18 protein-coding genes are annotated in these 14354 nt (G+C 65.8%); 5 read left to right on the top strand and 13 right to left on the bottom strand.

The window, feature by feature from the left end:
* Positions 1–14 precede the first annotated feature (14 nt).
* The 4 genes from hpaH to GGD65_RS13420 are packed head-to-tail and all read right to left on the bottom strand — an operon-like array spanning position 15 to position 3313.
* Complete coding sequence (hpaH, locus tag GGD65_RS13405; RefSeq protein ID WP_183235568.1) at positions 15–818, bottom strand: 2-oxo-hept-4-ene-1,7-dioate hydratase; 804 nt, start codon at positions 816–818, stop codon at positions 15–17.
* Between the two features lie 3 nt (positions 819–821).
* Positions 822–1682 (bottom strand): fumarylacetoacetate hydrolase family protein, encoded by an 861-nt coding sequence (locus GGD65_RS13410; RefSeq protein WP_183235569.1) that lies wholly within the window; start codon positions 1680–1682, stop codon positions 822–824.
* A gap of 44 nt (positions 1683–1726) precedes the next feature.
* Positions 1727–2344 carry a flavin reductase family protein gene (locus GGD65_RS13415; protein ID WP_179738325.1) on the bottom strand — a complete coding sequence of 206 codons (618 nt, stop codon included), beginning with the start codon at positions 2342–2344 and terminating at the stop codon, positions 1727–1729.
* Positions 2345–2347: 3 nt separating this feature from the next.
* Positions 2348–3313: a tripartite tricarboxylate transporter substrate binding protein gene (locus GGD65_RS13420; protein WP_179738324.1), complete on the bottom strand. Its 966-nt coding sequence runs from the start codon at positions 3311–3313 to the stop codon at positions 2348–2350.
* Positions 3314–3440: 127 nt separating this feature from the next.
* Between GGD65_RS13420 and GGD65_RS13425 the strand changes: the two genes are divergently transcribed.
* The 4 genes from GGD65_RS13425 to GGD65_RS13440 all read left to right on the top strand — a co-directional run bounded on the left by GGD65_RS13425 (position 3441) and on the right by GGD65_RS13440 (position 7143).
* Complete coding sequence (locus tag GGD65_RS13425) at positions 3441–4232, top strand: IclR family transcriptional regulator (protein ID WP_018321238.1); 792 nt, start codon at positions 3441–3443, stop codon at positions 4230–4232.
* A gap of 257 nt (positions 4233–4489) precedes the next feature.
* Positions 4490–5785, top strand: coding sequence for an O-acetylhomoserine aminocarboxypropyltransferase (locus GGD65_RS13430; protein ID WP_183235570.1), 1296 nt, complete (start codon positions 4490–4492; stop codon positions 5783–5785).
* A gap of 4 nt (positions 5786–5789) precedes the next feature.
* Complete coding sequence (locus GGD65_RS13435; protein ID WP_183235571.1) at positions 5790–6572, top strand: alpha/beta fold hydrolase; 783 nt, start codon at positions 5790–5792, stop codon at positions 6570–6572.
* Positions 6573–6639: 67 nt separating this feature from the next.
* Positions 6640–7143, top strand: a complete 504-nt coding sequence (locus GGD65_RS13440; protein WP_183235572.1) for a DUF6496 domain-containing protein — start codon at positions 6640–6642, stop codon at positions 7141–7143.
* On the opposite strand, the gene GGD65_RS13445 is transcribed toward GGD65_RS13440, so the two are convergent.
* The gene (locus GGD65_RS13445; RefSeq protein ID WP_183235573.1) at positions 7144–7347 is read right to left on the bottom strand and encodes a hypothetical protein; all 204 of its coding nucleotides are present in this window, start codon (positions 7345–7347) and stop codon (positions 7144–7146) included.
* Between GGD65_RS13445 and GGD65_RS13450 the strand changes: the two genes are divergently transcribed.
* The gene (locus GGD65_RS13450) at positions 7346–7489 is read left to right on the top strand and encodes a hypothetical protein (protein ID WP_157644432.1); all 144 of its coding nucleotides are present in this window, start codon (positions 7346–7348) and stop codon (positions 7487–7489) included. The genes GGD65_RS13445 and GGD65_RS13450 overlap by 2 nt on opposite strands.
* A gap of 344 nt (positions 7490–7833) precedes the next feature.
* On the opposite strand, the gene GGD65_RS13455 is transcribed toward GGD65_RS13450, so the two are convergent.
* Genes GGD65_RS13455 through phnH form a run of 8 tightly spaced genes read right to left on the bottom strand, consistent with a single transcriptional unit; the run spans position 7834 to position 14350 of the window.
* Entirely contained in the window at positions 7834–8445 is a 612-nt protein-coding gene (locus GGD65_RS13455; protein ID WP_092251890.1) for a pyridoxamine 5'-phosphate oxidase family protein, read from the bottom strand.
* A gap of 22 nt (positions 8446–8467) precedes the next feature.
* The gene (phnN, locus tag GGD65_RS13460; RefSeq protein WP_183235574.1) at positions 8468–9064 is read right to left on the bottom strand and encodes a phosphonate metabolism protein/1,5-bisphosphokinase (PRPP-forming) PhnN; all 597 of its coding nucleotides are present in this window, start codon (positions 9062–9064) and stop codon (positions 8468–8470) included.
* Positions 9061–10218, bottom strand: a complete 1158-nt coding sequence (locus GGD65_RS13465; protein WP_183235575.1) for an alpha-D-ribose 1-methylphosphonate 5-triphosphate diphosphatase — start codon at positions 10216–10218, stop codon at positions 9061–9063. The genes phnN and GGD65_RS13465 overlap by 4 nt, the downstream gene beginning before the upstream one ends.
* Positions 10219–10229: 11 nt before the next feature.
* The gene (gene phnL / locus GGD65_RS13470) at positions 10230–10928 is read right to left on the bottom strand and encodes a phosphonate C-P lyase system protein PhnL (RefSeq protein WP_179738307.1); all 699 of its coding nucleotides are present in this window, start codon (positions 10926–10928) and stop codon (positions 10230–10232) included.
* A 22-nt stretch (positions 10929–10950) separates the two neighbouring features.
* Complete coding sequence (phnK, locus tag GGD65_RS13475; RefSeq protein WP_179738305.1) at positions 10951–11748, bottom strand: phosphonate C-P lyase system protein PhnK; 798 nt, start codon at positions 11746–11748, stop codon at positions 10951–10953.
* Entirely contained in the window at positions 11741–12637 is an 897-nt protein-coding gene (locus GGD65_RS13480) for an alpha-D-ribose 1-methylphosphonate 5-phosphate C-P-lyase PhnJ (RefSeq protein WP_183235576.1), read from the bottom strand. Before GGD65_RS13480 ends, phnK begins: the two co-directional genes overlap by 8 nt.
* Positions 12634–13737 carry a carbon-phosphorus lyase complex subunit PhnI gene (locus GGD65_RS13485; protein WP_183235577.1) on the bottom strand — a complete coding sequence of 368 codons (1104 nt, stop codon included), beginning with the start codon at positions 13735–13737 and terminating at the stop codon, positions 12634–12636. The genes GGD65_RS13480 and GGD65_RS13485 overlap by 4 nt, the downstream gene beginning before the upstream one ends.
* 4 nt (positions 13738–13741) lie before the next feature.
* On the bottom strand, positions 13742–14350 hold the full coding sequence (gene phnH / locus GGD65_RS13490) for a phosphonate C-P lyase system protein PhnH (protein WP_183235578.1): 609 nt from the start codon (positions 14348–14350) through the stop codon (positions 13742–13744).
* Positions 14351–14354: the final 4 nt, after the last annotated feature.

Raw genomic sequence — 14354 nt, forward strand, 5'->3', positions numbered from 1 at the left:
TCTTTGTTATTGGTTCAGACGAACTGGCACGACACCGAGCCGAAGGCGCCATAGTCGGCATGGAACGTGTCGCCGCGGCGGATGTCCACGGGGCGCGTGAACGAGCCCGCCAGCACGACTTCGCCGGCCTTCAGATGCTCGTCATGCGGCGCGAGGCGGTTGGCGAGCCAGGCGATGCCGTTGGCGGGGTGATTGAGCACGCCGGCCGCGAGCCCGGTTTCCTCGACCTCGCCGTTGCGGAACAAGAGCGCGCCGATCCAGCGCAAATCCGCATCGAGCGGGCGGAACGGCCGGCCGCCCAGCACCAGCGCGGCATTCGCCGCGTTGTCGGAGATGGTGTCCATGACCTTTCGCATCTTGCCCGTTTCAGGGTCGACGCGGTGCATGCGCGTTTCAAGAATCTCCAGCGCGGGCGTGACGTAGTCGGTGGCGTTGAGCACGTCGAAGATGGTGCAATCGGGCCCGCGCAGCGGCGCCTTCAGCACGAAGGCGAGTTCGACCTCGATCCGCGGCGCGTGGAATCGGTCGAACGGAACAGGCGTGGCGTCGGCATAGAACATGTCGGCGAACAGCACGCCGTAATCCGGCTCGTTGATGCCGACCGCGTTCTGCATCGCCTTCGAGGTCAGGCCGATCTTGTGGCCCTTGATGATTCGGCCGCGGCCAAGCTGGAGCTTGGTCCAGGCGCGCTGGACGGCGTAGGCATCCTCGATGCTGAAATCGGGATATTCCTTCGTGAACATCGGGATCAGCGACTTGGTGCGCTCGGCCTCATCCAGGCGCGCGGCGAGGCGCTCGATCGTGGCGGCATCCAGCATGATCTATTGCTCCGCGGCCACGGTGTTCCGGAGCACGCCGATGCGGCTCGACTCGACCTCGACGACGTCGCCGACCTTCAGCCAGCGCGGCGGATCGAAGCGAACGCCCGCCCCCGTCGGCGTGCCGGTCACAATCATGTCGCCGGGCTTCAACGTCGCGAAGGTCGAGAGATAAGAGATCAGATAATCGAACGGGAACATCAGCCGCTCGGTCGTGTCCTGCTGCCGCACCTCGCCGTTGACACGCGTGGTGATGTCATGAGGGCCGCGCGGGTCGAGCTCGTCCGACGTGACGATCCACGGGCCGATGCTGCCGGAGCGATCGAAATTCTTGCCCTGCGTGACGTTGAACTTGCCGTGACGCAGCCAGTCGCGAATGGTGCCCTCGTTGCACAACGTCATGCCGAAGATGTGCGACCATGCTTTTTCGCGCGGAATGTGACGGCCGCCCTGCCCGATCACGATGACGAGCTCGCCCTCATAGTCGAGCTGCTCCGAAACTTTGGGCTTCTCGAGCGGCTGGCCGGAGCCTGTCATCGACGACATGCTGCGCACGAACAGGCTCGGATATTTGGGCAGGTCCGAATTGTCCTTGTACTCGGCATTGCGCTCGGCGTAGTTGACACCGATGCACCAGAGCTTTTCCGGCGCCAGCACCGGCGGCAACAGGACGAGATCGTCGAGCGAATAGTCCGGCGTCGCGCCCGCGATCGCTTCCTGCGCGTCGGACAGCGCGTTGGCCGCGATCAGCGCCTTGACGTCGGAGAAGTCGCGGCCGATCCGCCTGGTCAGATCGATCACGCCGCCTTCGACGGCCGCGCCGTAGCGCGGCTCTCCGTCCACGAGATAGCTTACCAGTCGCATGGTCGTTCTCCAATTTGTGTCGAGCAGCGCGGCGGGCGGCGCGCTCAGTCTTTCGATTTGGGCGTCTGAAATACGGTGTTCAGCGTCACGATCTCGCCGAGGCGGGCGTAACGGGGCCCGCCGATGCGGGCGATCGGGTCGAGCGCCTTGGTCTCGACCTTGCCGTCGTTCACGAGGCCGTCGCGCAAATGGAACATCACGACCTCACCGACGATCAGCCGGCTCTTGGCCTCACCGAATTCAAGGCACTGCCGGAAGCGGCATTCCATCGCCACAGGCGCGGCGGCGAGCCGCGGCACCCTGATGCGCTCGCTCGGAATCGTCTCCAGGCCAAGATGCTCGACCTCACTGATTTCAGGCGGATGCTCGACCGATGAGTCGTGCACCGCCGACATCAGCGGGGTATCGGCGATGTGGATGACGTATTCCTCGGTATCGAGGATGTTGTGCGCGGTGTCCTTGTAGTCGGCGCCCTTGCGGCCGACGCTGATGGCGAGCATCGGCGGCTTCTGCGAGACGAAGGTGAAGGCGCTGAACGGCGCGAGGTTGAGCACGCCCTTGCTCGACAGGCTGGTGACCCAGGCGATCGGACGCGGCACCACGATGCCGGTCATCAGGCGGTAGATGCGCTCGGCGCCGAGCTCGGTCGGATCGATCCGCATCGATCAATCCGCCCTGATGTTGGCCTTGCGCACCACCGGAATCCACTTGGCGTCCTCGCGCTCGAGGTAGGCCTTGAACTCGTCCGGCGTCATCGGCGTGGCTTCGCCGCCGAGCTTTTCGAATTTGTCGACCACGGCAGGATCCTTCAGGATCGCAACCAGCGTCTCGTGCAGCTTGTCCACGATCGGCGCCGGCGTGCCGGCAGGCGCGAACAGGCCGGTGAACGTCTGGCCGTCAAAGTCCTTGTAGCCGAGCTCGGCGAAGGTCGGCACGTCGGGCAGCGATTTCAGCCGGTGCGGGCTGGTGACGGCGAGCGCGCGGAACAGGCCGGCCTTGATGTGCTGGAGGCTGACCGTGAGCTGGTCGAATGCGAACTGCACCTGGCCGCCGAGCAGATCGTTGATCGCCGGCGCGTTGCCGCGGTAATGCGCGGTGACCCATTGCAGCTCGAGGTTCGACTGCATCAGCTCGCTGAGCAAATGGTTGGTGGTGCCGGGGCCAGGCGAGGCCATCGTCAGCTTGCCGGGCTCGCGCTTGGCGAGATCGAGGAATTCCTTCAGCGTCGTCGCCTGCACCGACGGATGCACCTCGAGCACCAGCGGCGTCATCGAGATGGTCGAGATCGGCATGAAGTCCTTTTTCCAGTTATAGGCTTCACGCTTGTTGATCTCGGTTGCGAACAGCACCGGACCGTTGGCGCCGACGAACAGCGTGTAGCCGTCGGGCGCGGACTTCGCGAAGGCTTCGCCCGCGATCATGCCGCCGGCGCCGGCCTTGTTCTCGATGATGAAGGGCTGGCCGAGCTTTTCCTGAAGCTTGTCGGCGACGATGCGCGCGGCGCTATCGACATTGCCGCCGGCCGGATAAGGCACGATCAGCTTGACGCTGCGGGCCGGCCATTGCTGGCCCGACGCGGGCCCTGCCAGCATCGCGGTGGCGGCAGCTATGGCAATCCAGATTAATCTCATGTTAACCTCCCGGCAGCGCTTCCAATTCCATGTCGCGTGCGGCGATGCGCACGGCAACCCGATCGGGACGCAATCTTCAGATGGGCGCTTGTCCTGTCGAGTGAATTGTGGCGTTCTTGTCCATATTATGGACAAGACGAAAATCGCCCGCAACGCGATATCCCCGCGGCAGGGCGCGCAGGCGATCCGGCGCGCGCTCGCAGTGCTGCGCATTCTTGCCGCAGGCCGCGAGGACGGTGTGCCATTGGCCGAAGTGATCCGGGCGACCGGCCTCACCCGTCCGACCGTGCACCGCATCGTCCACGTGCTGATCGAGGAAGGCATCGTCGAGCGGCACGAGCGGACCGGCCGCTACGCGATCGGCAACCAGGTGCCGGAGCTGGCGCTGGCACGGCCACGGCCGTCGCGGCTGCTGATCGCCGCCAATCCATCGCTGCAACGTGCCTCCACCGAAATCGGCGACACGATGTTCCTGACGGTGCGCACCGGCAACGACACGCTGTGCGTCGACCGCAGGATCGGAATCTATCCGATCCAGGTGCTGTCGATCGAGATCGGCGCGCGCCGGCCGCTCGGCGTCTCCAGTGCCGGCGTCGCCATCCTCGCGGCGATGCCGGCGCCGGAGGCGCGAAAGATCGTCGCAGCGAACGAGAAGCGGTTCGAGGCTTACAAGACCGATATGGCGACGGTCCTCGGCGAGGTCACCGCCGCGCGCCGGCTCGGATACGGCCTGAGGGAAATCGGCCTCGTGCAGGGCACGAAATCGATCTCGACCTGGATCAAGACCCCGGATGGGCGGCCGGCCGCAGCCATCACCGTCTCCGCGGTGCGAACGAGGCTTGGCCCCCGCCGCGAGCAGGAGGTCGCGGAGATCTTGTTACGGGAGGCGCGGAGTATCGAGCAAGCGATCGGGGGATGAAGCGCAGACGGTGCTAGTCCTTCGCCTCTCCCGCCTGCGGGAGAGGCCGACGCGCGAAGCGCGGCGGGTGAGGGCTCTCGCCACGCAGGGACATTCTCCGCAATCAGCAACAATCCCGACGCGGAGACACCCCCTCCCCAGCCCTCCCCCGCAAGCGGGAGAGGGAGCGCACCGTCATCGCGGCTATCAATGGGCTGACGTCCCGCACAATTTTATGGCACAACGCCTCCTCCGCCGACCGACAACGAGGCCCCCGCATGCCCGCGCCGAAACCGCCTGCCTTCGAGACCCTGAGCCTGCATGCGGGCCAGCATCCGGATCCCGTGACCGGGGCCCGCGCGGTGCCGATCTACCAGACCACGTCGTACGTGTTCCAGGATTCCGATCACGCCGCCGCACTGTTCAATCTGGAGCGCGCCGGCCACATCTATACGCGCATCTCCAATCCGACCACCGGCGTGCTGGAGGAGCGGCTGGCCGCGCTAGAGGGCGGCGTCGGAGCGATCTGCACCGCGAGCGGCATGGCCGCGCTGCACCTGGCCATCGCGACGCTGCTCAATGCCGGCGACCACATCGTGGCGTCGAGCTCGCTCTATGGCGGCACCATCAACCTGCTGGCGCACACGTTGCCGCGCTTCGGCATCACCACCACTTTCGTGAAGCCGCGCGATCTCGATGCGTTCCGCGCGGCGATCAAGCCGAACACCAAGCTCGTGATCGGCGAGACCATCGGCAATCCCGGGCTGGAGGTGCTCGACATTCCCAAGGTCGCTCAGATCGCACATGACGCAAAAATTCCGCTGCTGATCGACAACACCTTTGCCACGCCCTATCTCAGCCGGCCCATCGAGCTCGGGGCCGACATCGTCATGCATTCGGCGACTAAATGGATTGGCGGCCACGGCATCGCGATCGGCGGCGCGATCATTGACGGCGGCCTCTTCGACTGGCGCGCTTCGGGCAAGTTCGGCGTGCTGACCGAGCCCTATGGCGGCTATCACGGCATCGTCTTCGACGAGCAGTTCGGCACTGCCGCCTTCATCATGCGCGCGCGGACCGAGGGCTTGCGCGATTTCGGCGCCTGCCTGTCGCCGACCAACGCGTTCCAGCTGCTGCAGGGCGTCGAAACGCTCGGCGTGCGCATGGACCGCCACATGCAGAACACGCATCTCGTGCTGGAAGCCCTGAAGTCCAGCAAGGCCGTCGACTGGGTGCTGCATCCCTCGCTGGAGACGCACACGGACTATCAGCTCGCCAAGCAGCTCCTGCCGCGCGGCGCCGGCTCGATCATCTCCTTCGGCATCAAGGGCGGCCGCCCTGCGGGCCGCAAGTTCATCGAATCGCTGCGCATGATCAGTCATCTCGCCAATGTCGGCGATGCCAAGACGCTGGTCATTCATCCCGCCTCGACCACGCATCAGCAGATGGATGCCGAGCAGCTCAAGGCGGCCGGCATCGGCGAGGAGCTGGTGCGGCTGTCGGTCGGCATCGAGACCGCCAGCGACATCATCGACGATCTCGCGCAGGCGCTGCGCATCTCGCAGAAGGTCTGACACCATGAAGCTCTCCGTCAACGGCGCTGATGTGTTCGTCGCAACCGGCGGCCGCGACTTCGACAAGTCCCTGCCCGCGGTCGTCTTCCTCCACGGCGCCGGCTTCGACCATTCGACCTGGGCGCTGCATACGCGCTGGTTCGCCCATCACGGTTTTGGCGTGCTGGCGCCGGATCTTCCCGCTCACGGCCGCTCCAGCGGACCTTCGCTCGGCAGCATCGCCGGGATGGCCGACTGGACCGCGGCACTGCTCGAAGCGGCAGGCGCCGCGAAGGCGCATCTGATCGGCCATTCCATGGGGTCGCTGATCTCGCTGGAGACGGCGGCCCGCCATCCCGACAAGGTCTCCGCGCTGAGCCTGATCGGCACCGCCGCGACCATGACGGTCGGCCCGGATCTGCTGAAGGCCGCCGAAGCCAACTCGCAGGATGCCAACGACATGGTCTCGATCTGGGGCCTCGGCTTCAACGCCGAGCTCGGCGGCAGCCTCGCGCCGGGCCTGTGGATGCATGGCGGCGCGCAGGCGGTGCTGAAGTCTTGCGAGGCCGGCGTGCTGTTCAGGGATCTGTCGGCCTGCAATGCCTACGCGAATGCGCTGACCGCCGCAGCGAGCGTGAAGGTGCCGACGACATTAATTCTCGGCGAACGGGACATGATGACCCCGGCGAAGGCGGGCAAGGCTCTTGCGGCCGCCATCCCGCATGCAAAGACCGTCATGGTGCCGGGCGCCGGGCATATGATCATGGCAGAGCGGCCTGACGAATTGCTTGCGGCCTTGCGGAACTGAGAAGGATCAATCGATCATTCTGCGCGTTGCGGTGAGACATCCCTGTACATCTTGAGGGAACTCACCCATGCCAAGACAAGAAGTGATCCGCAAAGCGAAGCGGGACAAGCGCGCGGGCAAATCGGCAAGCACGCAGGCAGGCGAATTCGTCAAGGACGAGATCGACAGGATCCGGAAAGGCAAGCACGGCGCACGGTCGACCAAGCAGGCCATTGCGATCGGCCTGTCCGAGGCGCGCCGCGCCGGCGTCGATCTGCCGCCGCCGCGCAAAGGACGAACCAAGAAATCGACACGCCGCAGCGCCAAATATGCTTACGAGGTCGGCCAAGGCAAACGCACGCCGAAGCGCCGGCCGAAAGTGTCGCGCGCGGTCGAGAACGTCCTGAAGAAAGAGCCGCGCTCGACCGCATCGCGTAGCGCGCTGTCGAAGCAGGGTAAGCGCGCCGCGAGCGGACGAACCGCGGCGTCGCGTTCGGCTGCCGCACGGAAGGCGAGCCAGACCAAGGGCGCCAAGACCCGCTCCGCTGCCGCAAAGAAAGCGGCCCGCACCAGGGCACGCCGCCGGAGCTGATCAGCTCAGGCGATTGCGACGCTCCGAGAACACGGCGCGGGCCGCGCGCTCCGCCTCGCGCGCCGAGCGGAACTGGCGGCCTTCGAGACTGTCGAACAGGCGCTCGGAGGAGAAGAAGCGGAAGCCGCGGGCATCCCTCGTGATGATGCCGGCGGCACGATCGTGGATCTCGATGATATAGGCGTTGGACTGGGTGTGGGACATGACTGCTCGTTCGCCGGAATTCCGGCGCTCCTGTCTGGCAATTGCGATGTGGATGTTGCTAGGACGCGGTCAGCAACAACAACAGGCACCCGTCGCCGCCGAGAAACAGCGCCGCGTCATGCATGCGAGCATGTCGTTCTGATTGCGCTGGCGATCGGTTCTCATGGTGCGGCTTGGACTCGAGGAGCAGTTTCGATGTGCGACTATCGAGCGATTGCCGCGATTGGTCAATGAAATGGCCATCCATATTTGCCGTGAGCGCGCTGAAGCGCTTCTCCCGCGGTGAGCAGTGGCAGCCGGATTTACCTCGCGCGGCTTCGCTCCTCTTCCTTCTCCCCTTGTGGGAGAAGGTGGCGCGAAGCGCCGGATGAGGGGTTCGTCCCGCAGGTTCAAATGAGAGAGACTAGCGCGCGGAGAGAACCCCTCACCCGTCTCGCCGCTATGCGGCGAGCCACCCTCTCCCACAAGGGAGAGGAAAAGAAAGTCTCACCACATCGTCGCAGCGGCGCGCTCGGGCCAGATGCGATCGTACTCCGCGCCGCCGACCTTGTTGTCGCTCATCTCGGCGAGGATCTGACCGGGCGTCGGCAGCGTCTTGGGATCGATGCGCTTGTCGGGATTCCAGAGGTCGGAGCGGACGATGGCGCGAGCGCACTGGAAGTAAATCTCGGCCACCTTCATCACCATGACGCTACGCGGCGCCTTGCCCTCGACCTTGAACGAGGCCAGCAGCTCGGGATCGACCGAGAGATGGGCGCGGCCGTTGGCGCGAACCGCATTGCCGGAGCCGGGGATCAGGAACATCAACGACACGCGCGGGTCGCGCACGATGTTGCGCAGGGAATCGACCCGGTTGTTGCCGCGACGATCCGGCAGCATCAGCGTCTTGGGATCATGGATACGGACGAAGCCGGGCAAGTCACCACGCGGCGAGCAGTCGATGCCCTCGGGGCCGATGGTGGCGAGCGCGGCGAACGGCGCCTTCTCGATGAAGACGCGGTAGAGCGGGGTGACGTGGTCGGCGACTTTCACGGTCGAGGCGTCGTTGGTGGCGCCGTAGATGGCCTCCAGCTGTTCGATCGTTTCAATCACCGACATTCCGTTCTCCTTGCTGTACTGGCTAATCGTGCCAGCCTTCATTCCTGATCACGCGCACGAGCTGGCGCGCATGATAGTCCACGCCGCCGGCATTGAGGATGGTGACATCAGCCTGCGCCGACCTGTCGTCGACGCTGCGGGTGAGACGCTCGGCGATGTTGCCGTCGCTTTGTCGCGCGCGGGCAGCCAGCCGTGCGGCCAGCACATCCGGCGGCGCCGTGATCGCAACCACCACGATGTCAGCATAGGCCTGGCGCAGTGCGCCGATCACGGTGCGCGAGACGTTGGCGACGACCGTGCGGCCGGCGCGGATATCGTCGTTGACGTCGAGCGGCAGCGCATAGGAATGCCCGTGCGCATCCCAATGCACGGCGAAATCGCCATGCTCGCACGCGCGGCGGAACTCGTCGGGGCCAAGCGCGACATTGTCTTCGTCGGCGGAGGATTCACGCGTCACGATTCGGCGCGGGAAGACAATGTCGTGATCGTCAGCGCAGGCCGCCTGCGCCAGCCGCAGCAGCGTGTCCTTGCCGGCGCCGCTGGGACCGACCACCAGCACGAGCCGTCCAGGTCCGATCGCGCCGGTCTGCTCGCCCGCCATGGTTGCGCTCTCGCTCATGCGACACGGTGTCCTTCGCGCCAGACACTGCGGACGACGGGAACGTGGCCTGCGACATGCACGCGGATGAGGTCGGCGCGCTTGCCGATCGCAACCTCGCCGCGGTCGGTGAGGCCAACTGCCTCCGCAGGTGCCTTGGTCACGGTGCGGATCGCCGCGGGAAGGCCGATCGCAGGCACATGCTCGGGCAATTGCAGCGCCCCCATCAAGAGGCTCGACGGGATGTAGTCCGACGACAGAATGTCGAGCAGGCCTTCGCGGGCGAGATCGACGGCGGCGATGTTGCCGGAATGCGAGCCGCCGCGCACGACGTTGGGCGCGCCCATCAGGATGTCGATACCGGCCTCGTGCAAGCCGCGCGCGGCCTCGAGCGTGGTCGGGAACTCCGCCACCGAGACGCGATCGCGCACGGCGTCCGCAACGTTCTCCTCGGTGGTGTCGTCGTGGCTTGCGAGCGGGATCTTGTACTGATGCGCCAGCGCTACGATCTCGCGCATGTTGCTCGCGGCATAGAGCTTCTGATATTCGAAGCGCTTGGCGAACAGCTCGTCGAGCTCGGCATCGGTCTTGCCGCCGCCCTTGCCGCGATAATAGTCGCGCAGCTTGACCTCGTCACGGAACTGACGCTGGCCGGGCGTGTGGTCCATCAACGACATCAGCTTGACGTCGGGACGGTCGATCAGCTCCCTGGCCTCCTCGACCACGCTCGGCATCGGGATCTCGCAGCGCAGGTGCAGGAAGTGGTCGGCGCGCAGCAGGCTGGCGTCGCGCGCGGTCGTGATCGCGGCGGCGAGCACGCCGGCGCGGCCGTCGACTTCCTCGGCGCCGTCCTCGCGCCAGACCCGGAGCGAATCGAACACGGTGGTGATGCCCGAAGTCGCGAGCTGGCCGTCATAGGAGATCACGGCCGCGACCGGATTCCAGAACACCTTTGGCCGCGGCACGTAATGGGCTTCGAGATGGTCGGTGTGCAGCTCGATCAGGCCCGGCATGATCAAATCGCCGCCGGCATCCTCGGCGCCCGCAGGCGCAGTCCCATCGCCGATCTCGGCGATGCGCCCGTCGGCAAGAGCGAGCCAGCCCTGCTCGATCACCCGGTCAGCCAGCACGATCCTGGCGTTGGCGATCACAATGTCCTTCGGCTTGGCGTTCATTTCCATTTCCTTCAGGCCGCGGCGGCAAAGCTGGTGACGTCGACGATGCGGTCGGCAATCAGATGACGGATTTCGTCGTCATGGACAATGGCAACCATGGCGACGCCCTGGCGCTTCTTCTCGGCGACCAGCTCGACCACGACCGCGCGGTTGGCGGCATCCAGCGAGGCGGTCGGCTCGTCCAGCAGCAGTATCGGCAGGTCCGAGATGAAGCCGCGCGCGATGTTGACGCGCTGCTGCTCGCCGCCGGAGAAGGTCGCGGGCGGAAGCTGCCACAGACGCTCGGGGATGTTGAGGCGGTGCAGCAGATCGCCGGCGCGGGCTTGCGCGTCGGCGCGTGGCATGCCGTTCACGATCAGCGGCTCGGCGACGACGTCGATGGTGGCCACCCGCGGCACCGCGCGCAGGAACTGGCTGACATAGCCGATGGTGGCGCGACGGACGTTGAGCACCTGGCGCGGCTCGGCGCTGGCGAGATCGATCAGCGCGCCGCGGTGGCGGATGCCGATGCGACCGCTATCGCAGCGGTAATTGCCAAAGATCATCTTCAGGATCGACGATTTTCCGGCGCCTGACGGCCCCGACAGCACGACGCATTCGCTCGCGTTGACCTGGAAGGTCACGCCGCTGACGACAGGCAACTCGATGCCGCCCTGCAGGTGCATGGTGAAGGTCTTGTTGGCATCGGTGACGTCGATCATGGCGGTCATTGGAAAGCTCATATTGAAAGGTTCATGGCGGCAGGATCGAGGAGACGAGAAGTTGCGTATAGGGCTCGCGGGGATCGTCGAGAACCTGGTCGGTGAGACCGGTCTCGATGACGCGGCCGCCCTTCATCACCATCACGCGGTGCGAGAGCAGCCGCGCCACCGCGAGGTCGTGGGTGACGATGATGACCGCGAGGTGCAGCTCGGCGACGAGGCTGCGCAGGAGGTCGAGCAGGCGCGCCTGCACGGACACGTCGAGTCCGCCGGTCGGCTCGTCCATGAACACCAACCGCGGTTCGGTGACGAGGTTGCGCGCGATCTGGAGACGCTGGCGCATGCCGCCGGAATAGGTCCGCGGTGCATCGTCGATGCGGGCGGTGTCGATCTCGACACGGGTGAGCCAGTCGGACGCGGTCTCGCGGATGCGGCCATAGTGATTCCAACCAACCGCCATCAGCCGCTCGCCGACATTGGCGCCGGCCGAGACCGCCATGCGCAGGCCCTGGGCAGGATCCTGATGCACAAAACCCCAGTCGGTACGATACAGGAAGCGCCGCTCGGCTTCGCCGAGCGTGGCGAGATCGCGGGCGACACCGTCGCGCATCCGATAGGACACGTGGCCGCCGCTGGCCGCGAGTTGGCCCGACAGCAGTTGCAGCAGCGTCGACTTGCCCGAACCGGATTCGCCGACGATTGCCAGCACTTCGCCGGGATACAGCGCGAAGGAGACGTCACGGCACGCGGCGATACGGCCGAAGGATTTGCTGAGGGAGGTCGCGACCAGCAGCGGCTGATCGTTTTCGAGCGCGGCGTGATCAACCATTGGTGCCTCCTTGCGCCTTCTCCTTGTACGGCGCGGCGCCGAGGCTGCCGTGATGACCGGCGGCCTGGCGGCTCTCGCAATAGTCGGTGTCCGAGCACACGAACATCCGTCCGCCCTTGTCGTCGGTGACGATCTCGTCGAGATAGGAATTCTCCGCGCCGCACAGCGCGCAGGGCGCGTTGAAGCGATAGGGCTCGAACGGATGATCCTCGAAATCGAGCGACACCACCTTCGTGTAAGGCGGGATCGCATAGATGCGCTTCTCGCGGCCGGCGCCGAACAATTGCAACGCCGGGCAATTGTCCATCTTGGGATTGTCGAATTTCGGCGTCGGCGACGGATCCATCACGTAGCGCGCATTGACCTTGACCGGATAGGCGTAGGCGGTGGCGATGTGGCCGAAGCGGGCGATGTCCTCATAGAGCTTCACATGCATCAGGCCGTATTCGGCGAGCGCGTGCATGCGCCGCGTCTCGGTCTCCCGCGGCTCGAGGAAGCGCAGCGGCTCCGGGATCGGCACCTGATAGACCAGCACCTGGTTTGCGTGCAGCGTCGCCTCGGGGATGCGGTGGCGGGTCTGGATCACCGTCGCTTCGTCAGTTGCGGTCGTCGTGGCAACGCCCGCGGTCTTGGCGAAGAATTTCCGGATCGAGATCGCGTTGGTGGTGTCGTCGGAGCCCTGGTCGATCACCTTCAGCACGTCGGCGGGACCGAGGATCGCGGCGGTGACCTGCACGCCGCCGGTGCCCCAGCCATAGGGCATCGGCATCTCGCGGCTGGCGAACGGCACCTGATAGCCGGGAATCGCGATCGCCTTCAGGATCGCGCGGCGGATCATCCGCTTGGTCTGCTCGTCGAGATAGGCGAAATTGTAGGCGGGCGCGTTCATTCCGCGGCCTCCTTCATGGCATCAGGCGCCTGGGCGTCAGTGAATTCCTTGCGCAGCTTGCGGAGCAGGCCGAGCTCGGACTGGAAGTCGACATAATGCGGCAGCTTCAGATGCTCGACGAAGCCGGTGGCCTGGACGTTGTCCGAATGCGACATCACGAATTCTTCATCTTGCGCGGGGGCGAGTGCCTCCTCGCCGAGCTCGCGGGCACGCAGCGCGCGGTCGACCAGGGCCATCGACATGGTCTTGCGCTCGCTCTGGCCGAAGGCGAGGCCATAGCCGCGGGTGAAGCACGGCGCTTCGGTCGCGGAGCCCTTGAACTGGTTGACCATCTGGCACTCGGTGAGCTCGATCGAGCCGAGCGGCACGGCGAAGCCGACGTCTTCCGCCGAAAATTCCACCTCGACCTCGCCGAAGCGGATCTCGCCGGCGAAGGGATGGTTGCGGCCATAGCCGCGCTGGGTGGAATAGCCCATCGCCAGCAAAAATCCTTCGTCACCACGTGCGAGATTCTGCAGGCGCAAATCACGGTCCGCAGGAAAGTTCAGCGGCTCGCGGGTGAGATCGCCGACGCTGGCGCCGTCCTCGGCCTGCGGAGAGGATTCGATCAGTCCGTCGCGGCCGAGGATGTCGGTCACGCGCGGCGTCGGCGCCGTCGAGGCTTCCGCCGTTGCCGGCGCCTCCGGCACGAAGCCTTCGGCGAGCGCGGGATCGAGCAGGCGATGGGTGTAGTCGAAGGTCGGCCCGAGGATCTGCCCGCCGGGAATGTCCTTGAAGGTCGAGGACACCCGCCGCTGCACGCGCATCGCGCCGGTGTCGACCGGCTCGCTCGCGCCGAAACGCGGCATCGTGGCGCGGAAGGCGCGAACCAGGAAGATCGCCTCGATCAGATCGCCGCGCGCCTGCTTGATCGCGAGGGCCGCGAGCTCGCGGTCATAGAGCGAGCCTTCGCTCATGACGCGGTCCACGGCGAGGCCAAGCTGCTCCGAGATCTGGTCGAGCGTGACCTCCGGAACGCCTTGGTCGCCGCGCCGCTTGTCTGCGAGCAGGCGATGGGCGTTCTCGATGGCGCGTTCGCCGCCTTTGACTGCGACATACATGCTTCTAGCTTCCCTTGCTCACGATTCGCGTGGTGCGGGGGATCGCGACCACGGCGTCATCGGCCACCAGCACCACATCGATGCCGCGCGGAAACAGCGCCTCGTTGATGTGCATACGCTCGAACAGATCGAACGGCTTGATCGACGCATTGAGCATGGCGGTGCCGTCGATGCCGGGGCCGCGCAGCTCGAAGCTCCGTCCGGAGTCGAGGCTATCGACCTGCAGGATCACCGTGGTGGACCGATCCGGATATTCGCTGGTTCCGAGCGCGAAGCGTTCGAGCGGCGGCAGCGCACCGCCGTCGCTGATCAGCGCAAAACTCGCGATCGAGGAATCCTGCACCACGGGCGCGCCGGTGTGAAACTTCAGCCATTTCACCACGTTCGGGCTCTCCGCCAGCCGCGCGTCGAGCCAGAGCGGCGTGTCGTGATCGAACAGCGTCAGCGCGATCGCGGCCGTGCCGCGCATCATCCTGTCGGGCGCCCCCGCCCCCGGTACGATGCGCTGGACCGAGCCCGGCCGCGCCATCGCGTCCATGACCGAGCGAAAGGTCGATTGCGCCGACAGCACCTTGTCGGCGAAGCCCGGCGGCAGTTCCGCAATCGTGGTCATGATC

Origin of the sequence: Bradyrhizobium sp. CIR18 (genome assembly GCF_014198295.1) — a bacterium.
GTDB lineage: Bacteria > Pseudomonadota > Alphaproteobacteria > Rhizobiales > Xanthobacteraceae > Bradyrhizobium.